Raw genomic sequence first — 22,755 nt, forward strand, 5'->3', positions numbered from 1 at the left:
CCCTGCGCGCGACAGGTTTTCGCCAGGACCTACAAGCTCTTGAAGGTGGTCGCGAAAACCTGTCGCGCGCAGGGCGCGCTCCTACAAGAAACTTAGAGCATCGGCAGGTCGAGGCCTTGTTCCTTCGCGCAGGCGATCGCCTCGGGGTAGCCGGCGTCCGCATGGCGCATCACGCCGGTGCCCGGGTCATTCCAGAGCACGCGCGCGATGCGCTTGTCCGCTGCCTCGCTACCGTCGCAGACGACCACCACGCCGCTGTGCTGGCTGTAACCCATGCCGACACCGCCGCCGTGGTGCAGGCTGACCCAGGTGGCGCCGCCGGCCACATTGAGCATGGCGTTGAGTAGCGGCCAGTCGCTCACGGCGTCGCTGCCGTCGCGCATGGCCTCGGTCTCGCGGTTCGGGCTGGCGACCGAACCGGAATCGAGGTGGTCGCGGCCGATCACCACCGGCGCCTTCAGTTCGCCGTTGCGGACCATCTCGTTGAAGGCCAGGCCGAGGCGGTGGCGCTGCCCCAGGCCCACCCAGCAGATGCGCGCCGGCAGGCCCTGGAAGCTGATCCGCTCGCGGGCCATGTCCAGCCAGCGGTGCAGGTGCGGATCGTCGGGGATCAGCTCCTTCACCTTGGCGTCGGTCTTGTAGATGTCTTCCGGGTCGCCCGAGAGCGCCACCCAGCGGAACGGTCCCACGCCGCGGCAGAATAGCGGGCGGACGAAGGCCGGCACGAACCCGGGGAAGGCGAAGGCCTCGGTCAGGCCCTCGTCCTTCGCCATCTGGCGGATGTTGTTGCCGTAGTCGAAAGTCGGCACGCCCATGGCATGGAACGCCAGCATGGCTTCCACGTGGCGGCGCATGGAGGCCTTGGCCGCGCGCGCGGTGCCTGCCGGATCGCTTTTCCGGCGCTCGAACCACTCGTCCACCGTCCAGCCCGAGGGCAGGTAACCATTGACCGGGTCGTGGGCGCTGGTCTGGTCGGTGACCGCGTCCGGGCGCACCCCGCGGCGGACGAGTTCGGGCAGCACGTCGGCCGCGTTACCCAGGAGGGCTACGGAGACCGCGCGGCCTTCCTTCGCATAGCGGTCCAGGCGGGCCAATGCGTCGTCGAGGTCGCTCGCCTGCTCGTCCACGTAACGCGTTTTCACGCGGAAATCGATGCGGCTCTGCTGGCATTCGATCGTAAGCGATGAGGCGCCTGCCAGGCTCGCGGCCAGCGGCTGGGCGCCGCCCATGCCGCCGAGGCCCGCGGTGAGGACCCAGCGGCCGGCCAGGCTGCCGCCGTAATGCTGGCGGCCCATTTCCACGAAGGTCTCGTACGTGCCCTGCACGATGCCTTGCGACCCGATGTAGATCCACGAGCCGGCCGTCATCTGGCCGTACATCATCAGGCCCTTGCGATCGAGCTCATTGAAATGCTCCCAGTTCGCCCACGCGGGAACGAGGTTCGAATTGGCGATGAGCACGCGCGGTGCGTCCGGGTGCGACGGGAACACGCCCACCGGCTTGCCCGACTGCACCAGCAGCGTCTGGTCGTCGCGCAGCTCGCGCAGGCTGCGCAGGATCGCGTCGAAGCATTCCCAGTTGCGCGCCGCGCGACCGATGCCGCCGTACACCACCAGCTCTGCCGGGTTCTCGGCCACTTCCGGATCGAGGTTGTTCTGCAGCATGCGGAACGGCGCTTCCGTGAGCCAGCTGCGGCAGGTCAGTTCGCTGCCGCGCGGTGCGCGGACGGTGCGGGTAGTGTCGATGCGCGTGACTGCGGTCATCGGGGGGGAGACTCCGTCGATCCAGGGAATCGCCGATTATGGTCCCGCCGTGCGACGCGTCGCCAGACGCGTCGCAGCAATGGCTCAGTGCCCGGCCGTGCCGGCGCGGGCCGGGGCGTTCCGTGTGGTCTGCGGCGGCGGCAGGGTCTGGTAGCGCCGGGCCGCGGCGTCCTGGCGGGCCCGGTACAGCTGCTGCTCGCTGCGGTCGGCCGCATCGAGCTGGCTGCGCAGGGCCGGATCGGTGGTGTTCGCGCGCTGGCGGTCCAGGCTGCCCTGGCGCAGCTGTTCACGCAGCGCGTTCTGGTTCTGCCGGTCCTGTAACTGTTGCCGGTCGACCTGGCGCTGCCACTGCTGGTTGGCGCTGGGCGTGGTGATGACGATCGGCTTCGGGCGCGGCGGCGGGGCTGGCTTCGCGGGCTGGGTTTGCGCCAGCGCCAGCGCGGGAAGCGCCGTTGCCAGCAGGAACAGCAGGATTTTGCGTGATGAATTGGTCATGGGACTCGTCCATCATGGAGGGATTGTCTGCTCGAGAGACTACGTCTTCGCCCATGAACGCCACGTTTTCCCGCTGGAGCGCCCTGCTCACACTGCTTCTGCTGCCGCTTGCCGGATGCGCCACGCGCCCCGTCGCGCATGCGCCCGCTCCGCACGCCGTCCTGCTGGTGTCGATCGACGCCTTTCGCGCCGATTATATCGATCGCGGTCTCACGCCGACCCTCGTGGCTCTCGCGCACGACGGTGCAACGACGCCGTACATGCTGCCGTCGTTCCCCTCGCTGACCTTTCCCAACCACTACACGCTGGTGACCGGCCTGGTGCCGGACCGCAACGGCATCGTCAACAACACGATGAGGGACAGCGCACTGGGCAAGTTCAGCCTGGGCAATCGTGACGCCACGACCGACGGCCGCTGGTGGGCAGAGGCCGAGCCGATCTGGGTCACCGCGCAGAAGCATGGCCTGCACACGGCGACCATGTTCTGGCCGGGCACGGAAGCGAAGATCCACGGGGTACGGCCAGACCACTGGATACCGTTCGACGACTCCCTGACGCCGCGGCAGCGCGTGGACACATTGCTTTCCTGGATCGACGAGGCCGGCCCCAGGCCCGTGTTCGATACGCTTTACTTCGACGACGTCGACCATGCGGGGCACGAGTTCGGCCCGGATTCCATGGAAGTGGACGACGCCTTGCGCAAAGTCGACGAGGCGCTCGGCTACCTCGTCGGGCAACTGCGCCGGCGCGGTCTCTACGACACCACGAATCTCGTCATCGTCTCAGACCATGGCATGGCCGACGTGCCGCGCGGCAACATCGTGTTCGCCGACGAGGAAACCGATCTGTCCCTGCTCGACGCGGTGTCCTACGGCGTGATGGCCACTTTCAACGCGAAGCAAGGCGTGGATGCTTCCCGCGCGGTCGCACGCCTTCTGGCCCCGCACGCACACATGCGCTGCTACCGGAAGGAAGACCTGCCTGCCCGGCTGGATTACGGCAAGAACCCGCGCGTACCGGCTTACCTGTGCCTGGCCGAAACGGGCTGGTCGATCACCAGCCACGAGGTGCTGGCAAAGCGCCCGGACCCGATGTCGCGCGGCGAGCACGGCTATGACAACCTCGATCCCCGCATGCGCGCCCTGTTCGTGGCTCGCGGGCCGGATATCGCGCGGGGCGTGACGATCGCACCCTTCCCCAACGTGGATGTCTACCCCCTGCTGGCCCACCTGCTCGGCCTGGCGCCGCTGCCGAACGACGGCAACCTCGACGCCGTGAAGGGCGTGTTGCGCACGACGGGGGCCTTGGGCGGTCAATTCCCGTAGAATCGGGGCATGCGCCAGATCTATACATCGCCCCGCCAGGACAACGTCGACCGTGTCGTCGCCCTCCTCACCGAGCATGGCATCGAAACGACGGTGACCAACCGCTCCACCTGGAACCGCCCGACATACCAGCGCTTCAGCTATTCGCAGCGCAACGACGATCGAAACACCTGGCCACAGGTGTGGGTGAACGGTGCCGACGACTTCCCGAAGGCACGCGCCCTGCTCAAGGAGATCGGCATCGAGCCGGTGGTCCGCTTCCAGGAGGAACTCCAGCTGCACCGCCAGCCCGACAGCCGCCCGCGGCCCCAGCGCACCGCTTCCCGCGCGCGCCTGATGGTGCTGGCCATCGTCGCCGGGGTGATGCTCGTCGTTGTGCTCAAGGCCACCCAGGTGCTTTGAGTGGACGGCGCTCGCGCAGTCCCCCCACCGGCCCACATCGTCCTTCGCGAGTCCACGCGCGCCGCGCATGAGGCGGCGGAGGCTTCGCCTGTCATGCAACGGCTGTTAGCGGGGGAGCTGGACGAAGGCGGCTATCGGAGCCTGCTCGAGGCGCAGTGGGGATTATTGGAAGGTTGGGAGAGCGAGCGCTGGGATTGGCTGACTGAGATCGGCCCGACCCACCACTGGCGCTACCTCTCCCGCGCGACCGCCCTGAAACGCGACCTGACTCCCGAACGCGATTCGGCTCCCGAACGCGACCTGGCTCCCGAACGCGACCGGGCTCCCGTAGGAGCGCGCCCTGCGCGCGACAGCCTTTCGCGAAAAGCAGCAGGCCCTGTTGCTCACGGCCTCAAGACATGTCGCGCGCAGGGCGCGCTCCTACAAGCCTGGGGCGAGCTTTATGTAATCGAAGGCTCGGCGCTTGGCGGCCGGATCATCGTGAAGCACCTGCGCGAACGGTTCCCCGCCCTTCCCCATCACTTCTACGCCATAGGCGAAAACGCCGACGAACCGTGGCCTCGCTTCCAGTCGGTGCTCGACCGCGTGCTGGCCGAACCGGCTGCATTGCAGGCCGCCATCGATGGCGCGCTACGAATGTTCGCGCGTTTTCAACAGACGCTACAGGACGATGCCGCGCATGTCTGAGCTTCCCGACCTCACCGCCTGCGATCGCGAGCCCATCCACATACCCGGTTCCATCCAGCCACACGGGGCGCTGCTCGTCGTGGATGCGGCCACGCGGGCCATCCTGCAAGCCAGCGAAAATATCGGCGACATCACCGGCATCGACATGGAGACCGCGCTCGATGCACCGCTGCACGAGGTGATCGATCTGCCCGGCGAACTATTCGGCGACGCACGCCCCGCGCACAGCGCCTGGGTGCCGGTGGACTTCCCGCATGCGCGCAAGACCAGTGCCTGGCATGCGGCCGTACACGCGTACGACACGCGTTGGCTGGTCGAAATCGAACCGCGCGAAACCTACTTCGAGGACGATCCGGCCCGCGTCGCTCGCGACCTGGCACACAAGCTGGAGGGCGATCCCAACGTGGAACGCGCCGGCGCGCGCGTCGCGCGCATCATCCGCAGCCTGTTGGGCTACGACCGCGTCATGGTCTATCGCTTCGACCGCGACTGGCACGGCGAAATCGTCGCCGAAGCGCGCCGCGACGGACTGGAGGCGTACCTCGGCCTGCATTATCCGGCCACCGATATTCCCGCCCAGGCCCGCGCGCTCTACCTGCGCAACCGCGTGCGCCAGATCAGCGACTGCAAATACATGCCTGCCCGCATCCTGCCGGCCTACGATCCGGTCACCGCCGTCGCCACGGACCTCAGCGACGTGTCCCTGCGCAGCGTCTCGCCGGTACACCTCGAATACCTCGGCAACATGGGCGTGACGGCGACGCTGGTGGCTTCGATCATCGTCGACGGCAGGCTCTGGGGCCTCATTTCCTGCCATCACTACAGCCCCTTCTTCGCCGACCACCGGATGCGCGAGACAGCCGACCAGGTGGCCCGGTCCTTTGCCATGCGTGTGGCCGAGATCGAGGAACTGGCGGAAGTGGAAATCGAGAGCACCCTGCTCACCGTGCGCGAAAAGCTGATCACCGCCTTCAACGAGAGTGAGCGCATCGATCCGGAACTGCTCGCCCGCCTGGCGCCGGAGTTGCTCGAAGTGGTGGACGCGGACGGCATCGCGATCTTCGCCGGCGGGCGCATCGTGCGGCATGGCCAGGTGCCGGCGGAAGCCGCGCTTCTGCGCATCCGCCACATCGCCGGCGCCCACGGAGCCGGCGCGGACGACGTTCTGCATACCGACGAGATCGGCACATGGCAGCAGGAGTTGGCGGATCCAGCCTTCGCGGAACTGGCCGCAGGCATCATTTTCATGCCACTGGGCAGTTCGTCGGACGCCGTGATATGGACGCGCATGGAACAGGTGCGGCAGGTTCGCTGGGGCGGCAATCCCTCGCTGGCGAAACTGGAAACCATTCCCGGCGCAAGGCTGTCGCCACGACAGAGCTTCGAGACGTGGCGGGAGACGGTGAGGGGGCGTTCGCGACCCTGGTCGCGCCTGCACCTTGAGTCGGCGCGAGGGCTGCGCGAGCTGATCGAGGGCCCTGCGGCCCCTTCGCCTCGTTAACACGCCACGTCTATCGCCGACAGCGTCGGCTCCCACCGACCTGGCTCTGTCGACGTCGCGGTGACGCCACCGGCGCCATGGCGCTATAACATCGGGTCATGACCGACCGTGTCCGCCTGTTCCAGACCTTGCCGCATACCTGCGGCTATTTCGCTGAGCGGACGGCGCAGAACCTCGTGGTCGACCCGGGCGCGCCGCATCTGGACAGACTGTACGGACCCGCGCTGGCCAAGGGTTTCCGCCGGGCGGGCGGCCACCTTTATCTCCCGCAGTGCACCGCATGCCAGGCCTGCGTGCCTTGCCGCATCGACGTGGACAACTTCTCCATGGACCGTGGCCAGCGCCGCTGCGTGAAGCGCAACGCCGATCTGACGGTGATCGAGCAGATGCCGGGATTCACCCAGGAGCGGCACGCGCTGTACCAGCGCTACCTGCATGCGCGGCACAGCGGCGGCGGCATGGATGCAGCAGACGCCGAGGATTTCCAGCGCTTCCTCGCGGCGCCGTGGAGTCCGACGTTGTTCCTGGAGTTTCGCAAAGGCCGGCAGCTGCTTGGCGTCGCCGTGACCGATATCGCGCTGGCCGGACTTTCGGCCGTCTACACGTTCTTCGATCCTGACGAGGACGCACGAGGCCTTGGCACGTTCGGCATCCTGCAACAGGTGGAACTGGCGCGGCGGCGCGGTGTTCCTTACGTGTACCTTGGCTTCTGGATCGCCGGGCATCCCAAGATGGATTACAAGCGGCGCTTCAGGCCGCTGGAGATCCGCAAGCATGGCCGCTGGATCCCGATGCCGTAGGAGCGCGCCGTGCGCGCGACAGCTTTTCGCGAGGAGCAACAGGGCCTGTTACTCACGGCCTCAAAACATGTCGCGCGCAGGGCGCGCTCCTACGGCCCATCGCGCGATCACCGCGTGCATCGCCTCGATGCCGTCGAACAGGGCGGCCGGCCCGGGTTGCAGGATGATCGGCGACTTGATCTCGTGCAGTTCGCCATCGCGTACGGCGGGCACGTCGGCCCAGCCGGGACGCGCGGCCACGTGGTCGGGCCGGAAACGCTTGCCGCACCAGGAGCCGAAGACGATGTCCGGCGCGCGGCGCACCACTTCCAGCGGATCGGGCAGGATGCGCTGCTTCGCCAGCGGCTCCTCGAGCAATTCGGGAAACACGTCATCGCCGCCGGCGATGCGCACCAGTTCGCCCACCCAGCGGATGCCGGTGATGAGCGGATCGTCCCATTCCTCGAAATAGACCCGCGGGCGGCGCGGCAAGGCGGCCGCCTGCGCGGCGATGCGTGCCAGGTTAGCCTCCGCGCGCCGGGCCAGCTCCTCGGCCTTCGTGGTCGCGCCGACCATGGCGCCCAGGCGGCGGATATAGGCCACGATGCCATCTACGCTGCGGTGGTTGCTGATCCACACTTCCACGCCCGCGCGGATGAGTTCCTGCGCGATATCGGCCTGGAGGTCGGAGAAGCCGATGGCGAGATCCGGTTTCAGGTCGAGGATCTGGCCGATCTTCGCACTGGTGAACGCGGACACCTTCGGCTTTTCCTTGCGCGCCCGCGGAGGGCGCACGGTGAAGCCGGAAATCCCGACGATGCGATGCTCCTCGCCGATGGCGTACAGGACTTCGGTCGGCTCTTCAGTGAGGCAGACGATGCGTTGTGGATAAGCGTCGGACATTAATGACCTGAAACGGTAACGGTGATCTTGCGCTGGTGCGCTTCGTGGCGGTGCTCGTAGAGGAACACGCCCTGCCAGGTACCGAGCAAGGGTTTGCCGCCGTGGACGGGCAACGAGAGCGACACACCGGTCAGCACCGAACGCACGTGCGCCGGCATGTCGTCGGGGCCCTCGTCGCGATGGTGAAACAGCGGATCGCCATCAGGCACCAGTCGCGCGAAGAAGCGTTCGAGGTCGGCCACGACGAGGGGATCGGCGTTCTCCCCGACGAGCAGCGAAGCGCTGGTGTGTTGCACGAAGACATGCGCGATGCCGGTGCTGACACCACTCGCCATCACGACCTCCGCGATACGCCCGGTGATTTCGCTGAGCGAGCGCCCCCGCGTGTGCACGGTGAACGTGGTCTGCGCGACGTGCTGGACGGGCTGGGCTCGGCTCATGGTCGACTCCGGTCAGGGGTAAAGCAGGCGGCTCGTCCAGCTTGTACCGTCCGCCGCGTGCATGATGCGTTCGTGCAGGCGGAACGTGGCGCCGTACCAGAACTCCACGCGGTCGGGCTCCACGAGGTATCCACCCCAATGCGGTGGACGCGGCACGTCGCGGCCGGCGAACTCTTTCTCGTAATGCGCCACGCGGTCTTCGAAGGTCTGCCGGTTCGGCAGTTCCTGGCTCTGCTTCGATGCCCATGCACCGATCTGGCTACCACGGGCGCGGCTGGCGAAATAGGCGTCCGATTCGTCGGCGGCCGTCTTCATGGCGCGGCCTTCGAAACGCACCTGGATACCTTCGCGGATATGCTTCCAGTGGAAGCACAACGCCACCTGGGCGTGCTGCGCGATTTCTTCCGCCTTGGCGCTTTCGTAGTTGGTGAAGAAGCGCAGGCCTTTCTCGTCAACAGCTTTCAGCAACACAATGCGCGAATGCACCCGGCCGCTGCCGTCGACCGTGGACAGGTTCATGGCGGTGGGTTCGAGGTCGCCGCTGGCCTTCGCCTCGGCGAGCAGGCCACGGAAAGTATCGAGGATCGGAGGGATGAGCATGACGATGGGACTATGCTGTCGGCCATGGAATCCACCGATGCTAGCACGCTGGCCGCTGCCGTCCTGGGTCATTTCGGAGCGGCCGTGGCGCAAGCGGAACAGCCGTTCGTTCTCGGTATCTCCGGGTTGCAGGGCAGCGGCAAGAGCACGCTCGCCGCCCGGCTCATCGACGCGTCGCGGGAACGAGGGTGGGGCGCCGTGTCGCTATCCCTGGACGATGCCTACCTGACTCGCGCGGAACGCGAAGCGCTCGCCGTGGCGGTGCATCCTCTCCTGCGCACCCGTGGCGTACCCGGTACGCACGATCTTCCCCTGCTCGCTTCCACGCTGGATGCGCTTCCCAAGGCGTCGCCCGGGAAGCCCGTGCCGATCCCGCGTTTCGACAAGGGACGGGACGATCGTTACGAACCGTCCTCGTGGCCCGCGATCGCCGAACCGCCGAAGCTCGTCGTACTGGACGGATGGTTCCTGGGGGTAGAACCGGCGGCAGATGCGGCCGCGCTGGACCAGCCGGTCAACGCGCTGGAACGCGACGAGGACCCCGATGGACGCTGGCGGCGCTGGGTCGATGCACGCCTTGGCGAGTACCTGCCCGTGTGGAGACGCATCGACGCGCTGGTGCTGCTGCGCGCGCCGTCGTGGAAGATCGTGGCGACATGGCGTGCTGATGCCGAGAGGCCGTTGCTCGAACGGGGAGAGCCCGGAGCGATGAACGGCGCTGCCTTGTCGCGTTTCCTGCAGCATTACGAGCGGATCAGCCGGCGGGCGTTGGCGACACTCGACGACAAGGCGGATTTCGTTCTGCGTCTGGATGAGCATCGCTCGCTGATCGCACCGTCATTGGCTGATCGCACCGTCATTGTAGGAGCGCGCCCTGCGCGCGACAGCTTTTCGCGAAGAGGCCCGAACCTGTTGCTCATGGCCTCAAAAGATGTCGCGCGCAGGGCGCGCTCCTACGGGCGGGTCGCTGGGTCAGAGCAGGGCGGCGTAGCCGTCGCGCGCGTCGGGCCAGGCGCAGCGGAAGCCTGCCGCGCGCAGGCGTGCGTTGGAGAGGCGCTTGTTGCCCACGCCGGCGGGACCCGGGCCTTCGGCCGGTAACGGTGCACCGAGCAGGCCGGCGAGGTGATCGTAGAGTTCGTCGATCGGCAGCGGCGTATCGTCGACGCCGACGTACACGGCATCCGGTGCTTCGAGGTCCAGCAGGAAAGCCAGCGCCGCCGCCGCGTCGTCGACGTGGATGCGGTTGGCAAAAACCTGCCGGCCTCGCGGCACCGCGGCCTTCCCTTCGCGCAATCGCTCGAACAGCTGCGTCCGGCCGGGGCCGTAGAGTCCGGCAAGCCGCAGGGAAACGCCACCCACGTCGCGCGAGGCGAGCCAACGCTCCGCCGCCAGGAGCACGCGCCCATTGAATCCCGGTGGATCGGCCGGCGTCGCCTCGTCCACCCAATCGCCGCCGTGCTCGCCGTAGACGGCGGAGGATGAAACGAACAATGTCCGCTCCGGTGTCGACGGCAGCGCCTCCAGCAGATGGCGCAGCCCATCGACGAAAACCGCGCGATACGCGGCCTCGTCGCGGGCGTCGGGAGCGGGGGCGAACACCACGGCATCCGCCCTGGGCAAGCCTGCAAGCGTCTCGGGGCGCGTAAGGTCGCCGCGCAGCCATGCGATGCCGTCGCCGCCGGCCGTTTCCCCGCGGCGCAGGGCGAACACGCGCCGCCCTTCCGCCACCAGGCGTCGCGCCAGCCGTGTGCCCACGTCGCCGGCGCCGGCGACCAGTACCGTCTCGTATCTACGGGAAAGGCTTATCATGAGCGCGATGAATCCTTCGCCCAACCTGTTCCTCGTCGGCCCCACGGGCGCCGGCAAGACCTCGATCGGACAGCGCCTCGCGGCGCATTACGGCCTGCCCTTCATCGACCTCGACGCGGAGATCGAGTCGCGTTGCGGCACGACGATCGCCGAACTCTTCGCGAACGAAGGCGAGGCGGGTTTCCGCGCACGCGAACGCACGCATCTGGGCGAGTTTAGTCTGCGCGAGGGCATCGTGCTCGCCACGGGCGCCGGTGCCGTGCTCGATCCGGCCAACCGCGAGGCGTTGATGTCGCGCGGCACCGTGCTCATGCTCAGCGTGGACGTGGACGAACAGCTCGACCGCCTGCAGCACGACACCGTGCGCCCGATGCTCGCCGGCGGGGACCGCCGTGGGCGGCTCGCATCGCTGGCCGAACACCGCAACCACCTGTACGAGGACATCGCGGACCTGATCTTCCGCGGACGCCATGAAGGCGTCGACGATGCCATACCCCGCGCCATCGCCCTCCTCGACCGCCACTGGAAACGCGCCTGATGGAATCCCTGCATGTCGACCTCGCAGGTCGAAGCTACCCGATCTGGATCGGCCCCGGCCTGCTCGGCGACGCCGCCCGCTGGCGTGCACTCATCCGCGGCAGGCACGTGCTCGTCGTGAGCAACACGACCGTCGCGCCTCTCCACCTCGACAGGCTGGCGAAAGGCCTCGACGGCCTGCGCTGGTCGACCTTCCTGCTGGACGACGGCGAGACGCACAAGACTTTTGCGAACGTGGGCCGCGTACTGGAAGCGCTGGGCAAACTCGGCGCTACCCGCGATGCCTGCGTCATCGCGCTCGGCGGTGGCGTGGTCGGCGACCTCGCCGGCTTCGCCGCCGCGTGCTGGATGCGCGGCATCGACTTCATCCAGATGCCGACCACCCTGCTGTCGATGGTCGATTCGTCGGTGGGCGGCAAGACAGGCGTGAACCTGCCGGTGGGCAAGAACCTGGTCGGCGCCTTCCACCAGCCGCGCGGAGTGCTGGCCGATATCGACCTGCTGCATACGCTGCCGCAGCGCGAGTACCGCGCCGGCATGGCGGAGATCGTGAAGGGCGCCGCCATCGGCGACCCCGAATTCTTCGCGTGGCTGGAAACAAACGCCGACGCGCTCGCCGCCCGCGAGCAGGCCCCGCTGATCGAGGCGATTGCGCGCAAGTGCCGCTACAAGGCAGGCGTGGTCTCGCGCGACGAAACCGAACAAGGCGAGCGCGCCCTGCTCAACCTTGGCCACACCTTCGGCCACGCCATCGAAACCGCCGGCAACTACAGCGAACTGCTGCATGGCGAAGCCGTGTCGGTCGGCATGGTCCTGGCCGCGCGGCTTTCGGAACGGCTTGGCATGTCCGCAGCCGACGACACGGCCCGCCTCATCGCCCTGCTGGGCCGCCTGGGTCTTCCCACGGAAACCTCAGGCCAGCATCCGGCCAGCCGGCTGCTCGAGCTGATGCGGCTGGACAAGAAGAACAGCGCCGGTATTCAGCGCCTCATCCTGTGGCGCGGCATCGGCAAGGCCGAGATTGTCTCCAACATCCCCGACGACGACGTCCTCGGTGTCCTACAATGATCGGCCCTGCGCCTGTCACGGATCGCTGATGCGGATCTACCTGCAAACCCTGCCCGAAGCGGGGGCTGAGTCGCCCCGTTACGTCCAGATCACGCTCGAGCAAGACCTGCTCGGCGGCTGGACGCTGTACCGCGAGAGCGGCGTGCAGGGTGGCAAGGCCATGCTCAAGCGCGAGGTGTACGTCGATCGCGACGCCGCGCTGGCTGCATTCACCAAGGCGCGCGACGCGCAGATCAAAAAAGGCTTCAAGGTCATGTTCAGCCAGGGACAGGAGTCGGCGCATGGCCGCTGAGCTTCGCAACGATCGTTTCCTCCGCGCGCTGCGCCGCGAGCCCACCGACACCACGCCCATCTGGGTGATGCGCCAGGCTGGCCGTTACCTGCCGGAATACCGCGCCACGCGGACCCGCGCGGGCAGCTTCATGGGGCTGGCGACGAATCCCGAATACGCGTGCGAAGTGACGTTGCAGCCGCTGGAACGGTTCGAACTGGATGCGGCCATCCTGTTCTCGGACATCCTCACCATTCCCGATGCGATGGGCCTCGGCCTGTCGTTCGAACAGGGCGAAGGCCCGCGCTTCGCGCGCCCGCTGCGCGATGCCGCCGCCATCGAGGCGCTGGCCGTGCCGGACATGGATAGCGAACTGCGCTACGTGATGGACGCGGTTCGTCTGATCCGCCGCGAACTGGACGGTCGCGTCCCGCTGATCGGCTTCTCCGGCAGCCCGTGGACGCTCGCCTGCTACATGGTGGAAGGCGAGGGCTCGCGCGACTTCGCGCGGGTGAAGGCCCTGGCCTGGGACCAGCCTGCGCTCGCCCATCGCCTGCTCGATACCGTGGCCCGTTCGGTCGCCGCCTACCTCATTGCCCAGGCCCATGCCGGCGCGCAGGCGCTGATGGTGTTCGATACCTGGGGTGGCCTGCTCGGACCGGGCCCGTTCCGCGAGTTCTCCCTGCGCTACATGGCGCAGGTGGTCGAGGCGCTGAAGGCCGATCCGGCCAGCCGCGACCTGCCGGTGATCCTGTTCTCGAAGGGCGCGGGCGGCCAGCTGGAAGCGCTGGCCGACACTGGCTGCGCGGGCCTTGGGGTGGACTGGACGCTGGACATCGGCGAAGCCCGCCGTCGCGTGGGCGATCGCGTGGCGTTGCAGGGCAACCTCGACCCGGCGGTGCTGCGCGCGTCGCCCGACGTGGTGGCGCGTGAGGCGCGTGCGGTGCTGGATGCCTTCGGCAATCATCCCGGACACGTATTCAACCTGGGGCACGGCATCACGCCGGAAGTGGATCCGGAGAACGTGAAGGTGCTGGTGGATACCGTGCATGAGCACGGTCGAATACTCCGAAACACCTGAAGGCCGCGCTCTGTAGGAGCGCGCCTTGCGCGCGACATCTTTTGAGGCCATGCCTGGGAGCTGGCGCGCCAGCTCCAGGACAGAGGCGAGAAACTGTCGCGCGCAGGGCGCGCTCCTACGTGGCTGGGGTCAGAACCGGTCCCGTGGCTGGGGTAAGAACCGGTCCCGTGGCTGGGGTAAGAACCGGTTCCGTGGTTGAGGTCAGAACCGGTTCGGGCCTGCGATGTGGCACTTCGACAGTTCGCCGCGGGCGGTGGTGGCGCCGTTGCTGTCGCCCGCTTGCAGGCGCATTTCGACGACGGTCTGCCAGTTGCGGGCGCACAGGCTGCCCGACTTCGGGCCCATGTCGAACGATTGCTTCGCCAGCTTCTCCGCCATCGGGTAATCCTGACGGCGGATAGCGATCTCGGCGCGGTCCTGGATGAGTTCTGGCGCCTCAGGGGCCATTTTCAGCGCCTGCGCCAGCTTGGCATCGGCGGCGTCGTAATTGCCCGCTCGCTCGTCCGCCTGGGCGGCATGCTCCAGGCCCTGTACGCCCGGATCACGCAACGGCGCGACCTCGATCGCGGATTTCTCGCGTTCGCCCGCGGCCCTGACCTGGGCGACGATGTCGTAAGTGGGCTTGCTGGGGCGGGTGGCCTGCGGCGGAGCGGGCTGGCTGCAGGCGGCGACGAGCGTGACGGCGGCGATGGCACAGAAACGAAGGCGATGCATGGGTCAATCCGTAGGATTACTGGGTACCGGGGACGCTCCGGGCACGGAAGGCTCGGCGTCGCCGCCGAACATACCCTTGAATCGCTGCCAGAAACAGCCCTCCTCCGCTTCCGGCACGTAACCGGAGACGAACGGGAACTGCCGTGCGCCTTCGCACGACGGGTCGGTTCGTTTCCCGGTCTGCGGGTTCACATAGGCCATTTCCAGGCCGTCGCCGAGCGTGGTCGGCAGCGGACGGGTCGGCAGCTTGCGGAATAGTTCCTGCCATACGCGCATGCTGCCGGTGGCACCGTAGAGGCCCGTGGGCTTGTTGTCGTCCCGGCCCATCCAGACGATGGCGAGGCGGTCGGCCGTGAAGCCGGCGAACCAGCTGTCACGCTGGCTATCGCTGGTACCCGTCTTGCCCGCGGCGTGCAGCCACGACAGCCCCGAATTGCCGATGGCCGCGGCAGTGCCGCTGGTGACCACCTGCTGCATGGCCCAGGTGGTGAGCCGCGTGGCGGTCTGGTATTCGCCCTCGCCGCCCTTCACCTCGTAACGCTTGATCGCCTGGCCCTTGGCGTCCATGACGCCACGCACGGCGACCAGCGGAAGCGCGTGGCCATCGGCGGCAACGTATTCGTAGAGCTGCGCGACCTGTAGAGGCGACAGGTCCACCGCACCGAGCAACAACGACGGGCTGGGATTGACGTTCTCGAGCCCGAAGGATTCCAGGAAACCCTTGATCCGCGGCACGCCCACCTGCAGGCCCAGGTTTACCGTGGCGAGATTCCACGAATGGACCAGCGCGTCGAGCATCGGCACCTGCCCATGGACCTGGCGATCGTCGTTCTGCGGTGTCCACGGCTTGCCGTCGGGCTGGCGCATGTTGATCGGCGCATCGTCGACGATCGACGCCAGCGACCAGCGCGAAGGCTGTGCCAGCGCCACGAGGTAGACCAGTGGCTTCACGAGCGAACCGATCGGCCGGCGTGCGTCCAACGCGCGGTTGAAACCCTGGTCACCCGGGTCACGCGAACCGACCACGGCGAGCACGCTGCCATTGGTGGTATCGGTGACCACGGCTGCCGCCTGCGCCGCGGCGCCCCGCTTGCCCAGCGCCTTGGTCGTGGTGAGGATCGCCTGCTCGGTGTACAGCTGCGCGGCGGGATCGAGCGTGGTGAAGATCGACAGGCTGCCGTCGCGCAAGGCCGCTTCGTCGAAATCGGCGGTGATCTGCGAGCGGACGAGCTGCATGAACGCAGGGAAGCGGTTGTGCGGCAGCTGCGCGTTCGTCGCGATGCCCAGCGACGTGGCCTGCGCCGCCTTCATCTGCGCATCGTCGAGCAGCCCGGTGTCTCGGAACTGCTGCAGAACGAGATTGCGGCGCGCCAGAGCGCGATCCGGATAGCGGCGAGGATCGTAGTAGCTCGGCCCCTTCACCAGGCCGATGAGCAGCGCGATCTCCTGCGGTTTAAGGTCTTCGAGGCGCCGGCCGAAGAAAAACTCACCGCCGGCGGCGAAGCCGTGCACGGCCTGGTTTCCTTGCTGGCCGAGGAACACCTCGTTCACGTATGCCTCGAGAATGCGTCCCTTCGAGTAATGCGCTTCCATGAGCAGCGAAAGAATCGCCTCGTTCACCTTGCGCAGCATGTTCTGGCTACGATCGAGGAACAGGTTGCGCACCAGCTGCTGGGTGAGCGTGGAACCGCCCTGCACGGTGTGTCCCGCACGCAGGTTGGCGAAGGACGCACGCAGGATCGCGGAGAAATCGAGGCCGATATGGCTCTTGAAGTCGCGATCCTCGACGGCCTGCAGGCCCTGCACGAGCAGCGGCGGCACGTTCTCGAGGCGCACGATGCGGCGCTCTTCCTGCTGCGCGCCGTAGAGCGTGGCGATACGCGCCGGATCGAGGTGGATCGACTTGATCGGCTTGCCGTTCGTATCGTCGACCACGGAAGCGACCTGCCCGCTGGACAGCGATACGAGGATGCGATGCGGCAGCTCGCCACCGTCGGGACCGGCATAACCGTGCGAGGCGATGAGGAAGCGCGAGCCGTTCTTCGAATAGCTGCCCTGGATCTTGCCGCCGCCTTCGGTGGTGTAGCCCGCGAAGGTGAGTTCCAGCTCCAGCGAGGCCGGCGTCATCGGTATGCCCTGGGCCAGCGGCAGCGGACGCGCGTAGACGCGCGTGGGTACGGCGAACACCAGGTCGTTGAAGCGGTCCTGCAGCCTCGCGTTGAGGATCAGCGTGTAAGGCAGCAGGAAGCCGAAGACCAGACCCATCAGCAGCCAGAAGGGAATGCGGAGCCACGGCCAGCTGGCGCGGAGGAAGGAGCCGAGACGATTCAGGAAAGCCAACGCGGGGAAGTCCTGGAGAGAAAGACGTGGGGGGATGATAGGGGCACTCTCCCGGCGCCCATCTGAACGGATGCTGGCGAATCGATGGCTTTGGTCGTCAGTGGGACGGGCGCCAGGTTTCCGGAGCGGGGTGGAACGGGCGTGGATACACGCCAAGAATCCGCTCCAGCTCCCGATTGTCGGCGATCAGGTCGCTATCGAGGCGATCGACGGGCCCACGCAACGCGGGTAAGGCACGCGCCGCAAGCTGGAGTGCGAAACGCGGAATCGGTGCCGGCAAGGTTGCTCCGCCCGCACTGCGACGCGCGCGCCGGAACATGTCCGCCACGCTCATCCGCTCGCCGCCGCCGATCGGGAACATCTTTCCGCGGGCGAAGGGCGAGACCAGCGCGGCGACGATACCCGCCGCGATGTCGTCGGCATGCACCGGCTGCCGCTGTCCGCGACCCGCCGGAATGGGAAAGATCCGTCGCCGCAGCGCCGCATGCACGATGGGAGTCAGGCTCTTGTCCATCCCCGCGCCGTAGATCAGCGTCGGGCGGAACAGTGTCCATGGCATGCCGCGCGAGGCGCAGGTGGCGATCAGCGTGGTTTCCGCATCACGCAGGCGGCGCGAGAGCTCACGCTCGGCGGGAACATCTGAATCGCGCTTCGTCTCCGCGCTCATGGACGACGTGGCGATGATATGCGGCGTACCCGCCAGCCGCGTGGCCGACAGCCAGGGTGCCAGGTGGTCGAGCGGGCCGAGGCTGACCACCGCGCGCAGGGGCGGAAGATCGGGCATCGCATCGGGCAGCCCGCCCAGCAGCCAGTGTGGGTCTCCGGGCACGGCGTTCCTGCTGATGGGCAGGTAGTCGATTCCCCCGGCGGTCAGCCGGGGCAACAGGAACCGGCCGATCTGGCCGGATGCCCCGATGACCAGTACCGTCATACCGCCACTCAACGTCCCGTCGCGACGCGCTCATAAGCGCTTTGCAAACGCGGATCGTCCGGGGCGTAGCGCCGCGCATGGTCCAGTGCCTGGAAGGCCCCCTGGCGATCGCCCTGCCCGGCACGCTGCAGCGCGTTATCGATCCAGGCACTGCCGAGCCGGTGACGCAGCTCACCCTGGGTGGTATCGCCGGGCGCGAGGTCGGACAGCGTGGAGTAAAGGTTTTCCGCTCGCTGCACGTTGCCGCTGGACACCGCCTGCTGCATCTGCTTTTCCACCTGGGTGGGCAGACCCTGCAAACCGGCGCGAGCCGCCGGATCGTTGCCATCGATGGCCAGGGCGTTGCGGTAAAGATCGTAAGCGCTGTCGCCGGGCGGATCCATGATGTCGCCCCGTGCAGCCGCTGTCTGCGCACGACGGACCAGCCCGGCCACCTTGGCCTTCTGCTCCGGGCTGACCGCCAGCGACGCTTCGGGTGTCGCATCGTCGCCGGTCACGGCGCGCACGCCACTGTCGGAAGCGGCGACCTTCGCCTCGCCTCCGCCGATGCGTGCACGCGCGGCAGCCAGTTCGGCCGACTTGGGCGCGAGCTTGGCCGCGCGGTCGAGCAGGCGCGTGGCCTGGGCATCGTCTTCGCTGTCGATCGCCGCGTTCGCCTGCACGATCAGCGCCTGAGCCACCCGGCCGAGACCTGCCTTCGCGTCGGCGTTGTCGGGATCGGACACAAGCGCGGCCTGGAAGCGGGCCAAGGCATTGTCGTCGCCATCGCCTGTGAAACGGCCGGCACGGAGGGCCTCGTTGCCCTGCTGCACGAGGCCGGCGACGGCCTGTCCGTCCTGCTTCTTCGTCTCCGCCAATGCGGCTCGCAGCGACGGAAGATCGCCGTAACGGGGCACGAGAATGGCGATGCGGTCGACGATGGCGTTCGCCTTCGCCTTGTCGTTATCGGCGATGGCCTGGCGCGCCTGTGCCGCGAGTGCATCCCCGACCTTGTCGAGGCCGCGCGCCGCGACAGCGTTGGACTTGTCGGCATCGAGCACCCGGCGATACAGCGCGCCGGCACCATCGTCGCCATCGAGCCGGCCGGCGGCGAACGCCTGCCGGGCCTGGTCGATCAGGGCTTCGGTACGGTTTTCCGGATTGCGCGCCTGGGAAAGACGCTGGGAAAGGCGTTCCACGTCGCTGCCGCCACCAAGCAGCTCACGGGCGACGTTGAGCGCGGCTTCGGCTTCGTCCAGCCTTCCTGCGGTGAGCGCGGCATCCGCCTTCGCCACCTCAGCCAGGCCGACCCGACGCAGCCCGTCGCGGGCCTGGTCGCTGTCCGGCTGCTGATCGCGCGCTTTTTCGAAGAGTTCGCGCGCGCTGTCACCGTTGGTGCCGTCGAGATGGCCTTCGTCCAGGGCGTGGCTCGCCTGGGCGAGGGTGTCGTTGAGCTCGGTAGCGGGCACCATGCCGCGCAGGCGATCCTGCTGCAGCCACAGGCCCGTCACCGCCCCGATAAGTACCAGCACCAGAGCGGGAATGAGCCATCCGCGCTTCCGCGAGCCTCTTGGCGATGGCGAGGGCGGAGCGCTGCGACGGCGCGGGCCATCGACCACGATGTGTGGCAGGCCGTCGTCGACTGGCGGCACCGGCTTGTCGAGGTCGTCGAGCCGGCCCAGGGTGGGTTCGGTACGACCACGCGATTCGCGATCGTTGTTGTCTCTGCGTCCGCTCATGGGCCTGGATCGTCCATAGGAGCCTTGCAGCTTAGCATTCGGGCGTGAACAGGCGTTGTAGGCCGTCTCACAGCTCCACGCGTATCCGGCTGGCCGCACGCTTGGCCTTCGCCAGCGCCGCCGTAATATGGGGCGCCCGCAAGTATTTGAGGAGTTGACGGTCGGGCAACGTAGGTCATATGAAAGGAGGTATCACCACAGGGAATTGTCCATGAGACGCAGGGCGGCAGTCATTTTTCTCCTCTCCTCCTTCGGTGCCGCGCACGCAACCCCGACTGCGACGAAGACCTGGATGTCCGTGACCCTCGACGGCCGGAAGATCGGCAAGATGCTTATCGCGCGCGATGTCCAGGGCGACGATGTGCTCACATCGCAGACCATCGACCTTCGGGTGACCCGCGGTAAGGCCCCGCTGATTGTTCACAGCGAACTGGTAGCGACGGAAGGACGCGAGGGCGAGCCGCGCGCGTTCCATGCACGCAGCCTGTCTTCCGCACAGGAAACGCGCATCGATGCGCACCGCCGCGACGACGGCAAGTTCCAGGTATCCACGATGGTGGGGGGGCAGTCCTCCGTGACCCTGCTCGCATGGCCGAAGGATGCCACGCTCAGCGAGGGGCAGCGACTGGCGATCGTCGCCCATGGCTTCGCGCCGGGAACTCGTTTTCAAATGCGGAACTTCAACGCCACGAAGCTGCAGGTCGCGACACTGGACGTCGATGTGGTTGGTGACGAGGTGGTCGATCTTCCTGGCGGCGACGAAACACTCCACCACCTTCGGCAAGGTCTTGCCGGTTCCGACAGTATGCGCAGCCTGGACTTGTGGGTGGACGACAAGGGCAACCTGCGCAAAGGCCTTTCGCCGATGTTCGGTCTGCACATGGAGATGGTCGCATGCGACGAGGCATGCGCAAACGCGGCCGACCAGGATCTCGACGTGTTGCGCTCGTCGATGGTTCTCGCACCGCGCGCCATGACGAACCTGCGCGTGCTTGCGTTGCACTACACAATCAAGGTCAAAGGCGATGCGACAAACCCTCTGGCCACCACCGACGAGCAGGAGGTAAAAGCCGTTCGCGACGGGGTATACGACGTGACGATCGGCGATGCACAGGCGCATGCCGAAAGCGGCCCGACGCCGGAGGACGTTGCCGCGAATCCCTGGGTACAATCCAACGCGCCCGAAGTGCTCGCTCTTGCGCAGAAGACCGTCGGCGATGCAAACACCGACCTGCAACGCATGCGCCGGTTGCGCAGTTTCCTCAGCGACTACATCGAACAGACGGGACTCGACGTGGGCTACGCGTCGGCGCTCGAAACGCTGAAGACGCGCCAAGGCGATTGCACGGAGCACGCCGTGCTCCTCGCCGCTTTCGGGCGATCGCTGAACATACCGACGCGTATCGTCACCGGCCTGGTCTACGTGGACCGCTTTGCCGGCGCCTCGCATGTCTTCGTACCACACACCTGGGTGCAGTCGTGGATCGATGACCGCTGGGTAAGTTTCGACTCGGCGCAGCGCCGATTCGACGCCACGCATATCGCTCTCGGCGTCGGTAGCGGCGATCCATGGCGATTCTTCTCTGCCTTGGCGTCACTGGGCAGGATCCAAATCGACAAGGCCGCGCCTGTGGGGGGATTGCCCTACATGCCGCCACCGCCCATGACGCGCACGCCGCCGCCGGAACGCCCCCGGGGTACGACTCCGCCCAGCCCACCCGCCGGCGGCAAGCACTGAGCGCCGCCCGTGACCAAAGGGGGACTTGACTCACGCCGCCAAAGTGGTGTGATGGAGCTGTCCCCGACAATCCGGAAGTACGCTCATGAGACGCTTTCTTGCCGTCCTCGCCGTACTGTGCGCAATTCCCGCCGCGGCCATGGCGGACGAGCGCTGGATGACCGTACTCCTCGACGGCCGGAAGGTGGGCAGCCTGCAGATCGACCGCCAGCTTCAGAGCGGCAAGGTCGTTACCTGGCAGGTGCTGGATTTCCGAATGACCCGCTCCCGCACGCCGCTCGCGTTGCGAACCGAACTGCGCTCCACCGAATCCCAGGCCGGCGCCCCGCTCGCGTTCTACGCCAGCACCCGCATGTCGTCGCAGGAAAACCTGGCCACAGGCGAGGTGCGCGACGACGGCCTGTTTCAGGTCGCGAACACCGTGGGAGGGCAGTCGAAGATTAACCTGCTGATCTGGCCGACCGGTGCGACCCTGGCCGAAGGACAGCGGCTGACGATGGTGGCCGAGGGCTTCAAGGCCGGCACCATGTACGGCCTGCGCAACTTCGATTCGGCGAGGCAGCAGGTCGCGAACGTCGACGTGGAAGTGATCGGCGACGAAGTCGTGGTCATGCCGGACGATCAGCGCGAAACCCTGCACCACCTGCGCGAGTCGATTGTCAACCCGGGCACCGACCATTTCGTCGACATCTGGGTGGACGACGACGGCTTCATTCGCCGCACCCTCGCTCCCCTGCTCGGTTTCAAATTGGAAATGGCTTCCTGCAGTGCGGCATGCGCGCAGGCGCCCAACCAGGACATCGACCTGCTTCGGGCCGCCATGATCTCGTCGCCACGGCCCATGGTGGCCGCGCTGCGCATAGCACCCGTGCGCTACACAATGACCGTTCGCGGCGCTGGCCCCAACCCCTTCATCGAGACCGACGAACAGGCGGTGCGGGCGCTCGGCGACGGTGTCTACATCGTGGACGTCGGCTTCGGCATGCGCCACGGTGACGAGCCGGGCCCGCTTCCGGAGGACACCGAGCCGAATGCCTGGGTACAGTCGGAAAGTCCGGAAATCATCGCCCTGGCGAAACGCGCCGTGGGTAATGCGCAGACCGACCTGCAACGCATGCGCAGGTTGCGCTCCTTCCTTTCCGATTACATCGATGCCAAGGGACTGGACGTCGGTTATGCCTCGGCGCTGGAGACCGTGGCGACGCGCCGTGGCGACTGCACCGAGCACGCCGTGCTGCTGACGGCGATGGCGCGAGCGCTGGGCATTCCAGCGCGCGTGGTGACCGGCATCGTCTACGCCGAGCGCATGGGAGGCGCCACGCGAGTCTTCGTGCCGCATGCCTGGGCGCAGGCCTGGATCAATAACCGCTGGATAAGTTTCGATTCGGCGCAGCGCCGCTTCGATTCGTCGCACATCGCCCTGGGGACGGGTAGCGGCGAGCCATGGCGGTTCTTCTCCGCCATGAACGCGCTGAGCAAGATCCGCATCGACCGGGCCATTCCCGGTTCCAACCTGATGGACATGCCGGGACCGAGCGATACCTCGGGACCGCCTCCGGGCGGGCGCGGGGCGCCCTGAGTCCGCCATTTCGAGAGCAGCCGCCTGAAGGTCAACGACAACTATGCGCAGGAAATCGCCCAGGCGATGCTGCA

Annotated in this window: 21 protein-coding genes; 11 read left to right on the forward strand and 10 right to left on the reverse strand. The window is 67.2% G+C overall.

What is annotated here, in order from left to right; all coding sequences use genetic code 11:
• Positions 1 to 92: 92 nt before the first annotated feature.
• On the reverse strand, positions 93 to 1,763 hold the full coding sequence (hutU, locus tag VGM71_RS15740; RefSeq protein WP_331546861.1) for a urocanate hydratase: 1,671 nt from the start codon (positions 1,761 to 1,763) through the stop codon (positions 93 to 95).
• 84 nt (positions 1,764 to 1,847) lie between these two features.
• The gene (locus VGM71_RS15745; RefSeq protein WP_331546863.1) at positions 1,848 to 2,258 is read right to left on the reverse strand and encodes a hypothetical protein; all 411 of its coding nucleotides are present in this window, start codon (positions 2,256 to 2,258) and stop codon (positions 1,848 to 1,850) included.
• A gap of 53 nt (positions 2,259 to 2,311) precedes the next feature.
• Here VGM71_RS15745 and VGM71_RS15750 point away from each other — a divergent pair, with 53 nt between their 5' ends.
• The 5 genes from VGM71_RS15750 (at position 2,312) to VGM71_RS15770 (ending at position 6,973) form a co-directional block, all read left to right on the forward strand.
• A complete protein-coding gene (locus VGM71_RS15750; protein WP_331546865.1) occupies positions 2,312 to 3,583 on the forward strand; it encodes an ectonucleotide pyrophosphatase/phosphodiesterase in 1,272 nt (423 codons plus the stop codon).
• Positions 3,584 to 3,592: 9 nt separating this feature from the next.
• Positions 3,593 to 3,985 carry a hypothetical protein gene (locus VGM71_RS15755; protein ID WP_331546867.1) on the forward strand — a complete coding sequence of 131 codons (393 nt, stop codon included), beginning with the start codon at positions 3,593 to 3,595 and terminating at the stop codon, positions 3,983 to 3,985.
• A complete protein-coding gene (locus VGM71_RS15760; RefSeq protein ID WP_331546869.1) occupies positions 3,986 to 4,672 on the forward strand; it encodes a biliverdin-producing heme oxygenase in 687 nt (228 codons plus the stop codon).
• The gene (locus VGM71_RS15765; protein ID WP_331546871.1) at positions 4,665 to 6,173 is read left to right on the forward strand and encodes a GAF domain-containing protein; all 1,509 of its coding nucleotides are present in this window, start codon (positions 4,665 to 4,667) and stop codon (positions 6,171 to 6,173) included. The genes VGM71_RS15760 and VGM71_RS15765 overlap by 8 nt, the downstream gene beginning before the upstream one ends.
• A 98-nt stretch (positions 6,174 to 6,271) precedes the next feature.
• Complete coding sequence (locus VGM71_RS15770; RefSeq protein WP_331546873.1) at positions 6,272 to 6,973, forward strand: arginyltransferase; 702 nt, start codon at positions 6,272 to 6,274, stop codon at positions 6,971 to 6,973.
• A gap of 60 nt (positions 6,974 to 7,033) precedes the next feature.
• Here VGM71_RS15770 and VGM71_RS15775 read toward each other — a convergent pair whose 3' ends face one another.
• The 4 genes from VGM71_RS15775 to VGM71_RS15790 form a co-directional block, all read right to left on the reverse strand.
• Positions 7,034 to 7,855: an ABC transporter substrate-binding protein gene (locus tag VGM71_RS15775; protein ID WP_331546875.1), complete on the reverse strand. Its 822-nt coding sequence runs from the start codon at positions 7,853 to 7,855 to the stop codon at positions 7,034 to 7,036.
• A complete protein-coding gene (locus VGM71_RS15780; protein WP_331546879.1) occupies positions 7,855 to 8,295 on the reverse strand; it encodes a secondary thiamine-phosphate synthase enzyme YjbQ in 441 nt (146 codons plus the stop codon). The genes VGM71_RS15775 and VGM71_RS15780 overlap by 1 nt, the downstream gene beginning before the upstream one ends.
• A gap of 12 nt (positions 8,296 to 8,307) precedes the next feature.
• Positions 8,308 to 8,895 carry a pyridoxamine 5'-phosphate oxidase gene (pdxH, locus tag VGM71_RS15785; RefSeq protein ID WP_331546881.1) on the reverse strand — a complete coding sequence of 196 codons (588 nt, stop codon included), beginning with the start codon at positions 8,893 to 8,895 and terminating at the stop codon, positions 8,308 to 8,310.
• A 972-nt stretch (positions 8,896 to 9,867) separates the two neighbouring features.
• Positions 9,868 to 10,704 (reverse strand): NAD-dependent epimerase/dehydratase family protein, encoded by an 837-nt coding sequence (locus VGM71_RS15790; protein WP_331546883.1) that lies wholly within the window; start codon positions 10,702 to 10,704, stop codon positions 9,868 to 9,870.
• A gap of 7 nt (positions 10,705 to 10,711) precedes the next feature.
• On the opposite strand from VGM71_RS15790, the gene VGM71_RS15795 reads away from it, so the two are divergent.
• From VGM71_RS15795 to hemE, 4 genes are read left to right on the forward strand one after another with little or no spacing between them, the layout of a single operon-like run.
• Positions 10,712 to 11,242 (forward strand): shikimate kinase, encoded by a 531-nt coding sequence (locus VGM71_RS15795; protein WP_331546885.1) that lies wholly within the window; start codon positions 10,712 to 10,714, stop codon positions 11,240 to 11,242.
• Complete coding sequence (gene aroB / locus VGM71_RS15800) at positions 11,242 to 12,309, forward strand: 3-dehydroquinate synthase (protein ID WP_331546887.1); 1,068 nt, start codon at positions 11,242 to 11,244, stop codon at positions 12,307 to 12,309. Before VGM71_RS15795 ends, aroB begins: the two co-directional genes overlap by 1 nt.
• A 28-nt stretch (positions 12,310 to 12,337) precedes the next feature.
• On the forward strand, positions 12,338 to 12,601 hold the full coding sequence (locus VGM71_RS15805; RefSeq protein ID WP_331546889.1) for a WGR domain-containing protein: 264 nt from the start codon (positions 12,338 to 12,340) through the stop codon (positions 12,599 to 12,601).
• Positions 12,591 to 13,661 carry a uroporphyrinogen decarboxylase gene (gene hemE, locus VGM71_RS15810; protein ID WP_331546891.1) on the forward strand — a complete coding sequence of 357 codons (1,071 nt, stop codon included), beginning with the start codon at positions 12,591 to 12,593 and terminating at the stop codon, positions 13,659 to 13,661. Before VGM71_RS15805 ends, hemE begins: the two co-directional genes overlap by 11 nt.
• Before the next feature lie 201 nt (positions 13,662 to 13,862).
• Here the strand turns inward: hemE and VGM71_RS15815 are convergent, their stop codons facing one another.
• The 4 genes from VGM71_RS15815 to VGM71_RS15830 all read right to left on the reverse strand — a co-directional run bounded on the left by VGM71_RS15815 (position 13,863) and on the right by VGM71_RS15830 (position 19,364).
• Positions 13,863 to 14,375, reverse strand: a complete 513-nt coding sequence (locus VGM71_RS15815; protein WP_331546893.1) for a tetratricopeptide repeat protein — start codon at positions 14,373 to 14,375, stop codon at positions 13,863 to 13,865.
• 3 nt (positions 14,376 to 14,378) lie between these two features.
• Entirely contained in the window at positions 14,379 to 16,715 is a 2,337-nt protein-coding gene (gene mrcB, locus VGM71_RS15820) for a penicillin-binding protein 1B (RefSeq protein ID WP_331546895.1), read from the reverse strand.
• Positions 16,716 to 16,812: 97 nt separating this feature from the next.
• Positions 16,813 to 17,646, reverse strand: coding sequence for an SDR family oxidoreductase (locus VGM71_RS15825; protein ID WP_331546897.1), 834 nt, complete (start codon positions 17,644 to 17,646; stop codon positions 16,813 to 16,815).
• A gap of 8 nt (positions 17,647 to 17,654) precedes the next feature.
• Entirely contained in the window at positions 17,655 to 19,364 is a 1,710-nt protein-coding gene (locus VGM71_RS15830) for a hypothetical protein (RefSeq protein WP_331546899.1), read from the reverse strand.
• A 292-nt stretch (positions 19,365 to 19,656) separates the two neighbouring features.
• On the opposite strand from VGM71_RS15830, the gene VGM71_RS15835 reads away from it, so the two are divergent.
• Together VGM71_RS15835 and VGM71_RS15840 are read left to right on the forward strand one after the other, a co-directional pair.
• Positions 19,657 to 21,102: a transglutaminase-like domain-containing protein gene (locus VGM71_RS15835; protein ID WP_331546901.1), complete on the forward strand. Its 1,446-nt coding sequence runs from the start codon at positions 19,657 to 19,659 to the stop codon at positions 21,100 to 21,102.
• A gap of 85 nt (positions 21,103 to 21,187) precedes the next feature.
• Entirely contained in the window at positions 21,188 to 22,681 is a 1,494-nt protein-coding gene (locus VGM71_RS15840; RefSeq protein ID WP_331546903.1) for a transglutaminase-like domain-containing protein, read from the forward strand.
• Positions 22,682 to 22,755 lie beyond the last annotated feature (74 nt).

This window comes from Luteibacter sp., assembly GCF_036499525.1.
In the GTDB taxonomy this organism is placed as follows: domain Bacteria; phylum Pseudomonadota; class Gammaproteobacteria; order Xanthomonadales; family Rhodanobacteraceae; genus Luteibacter.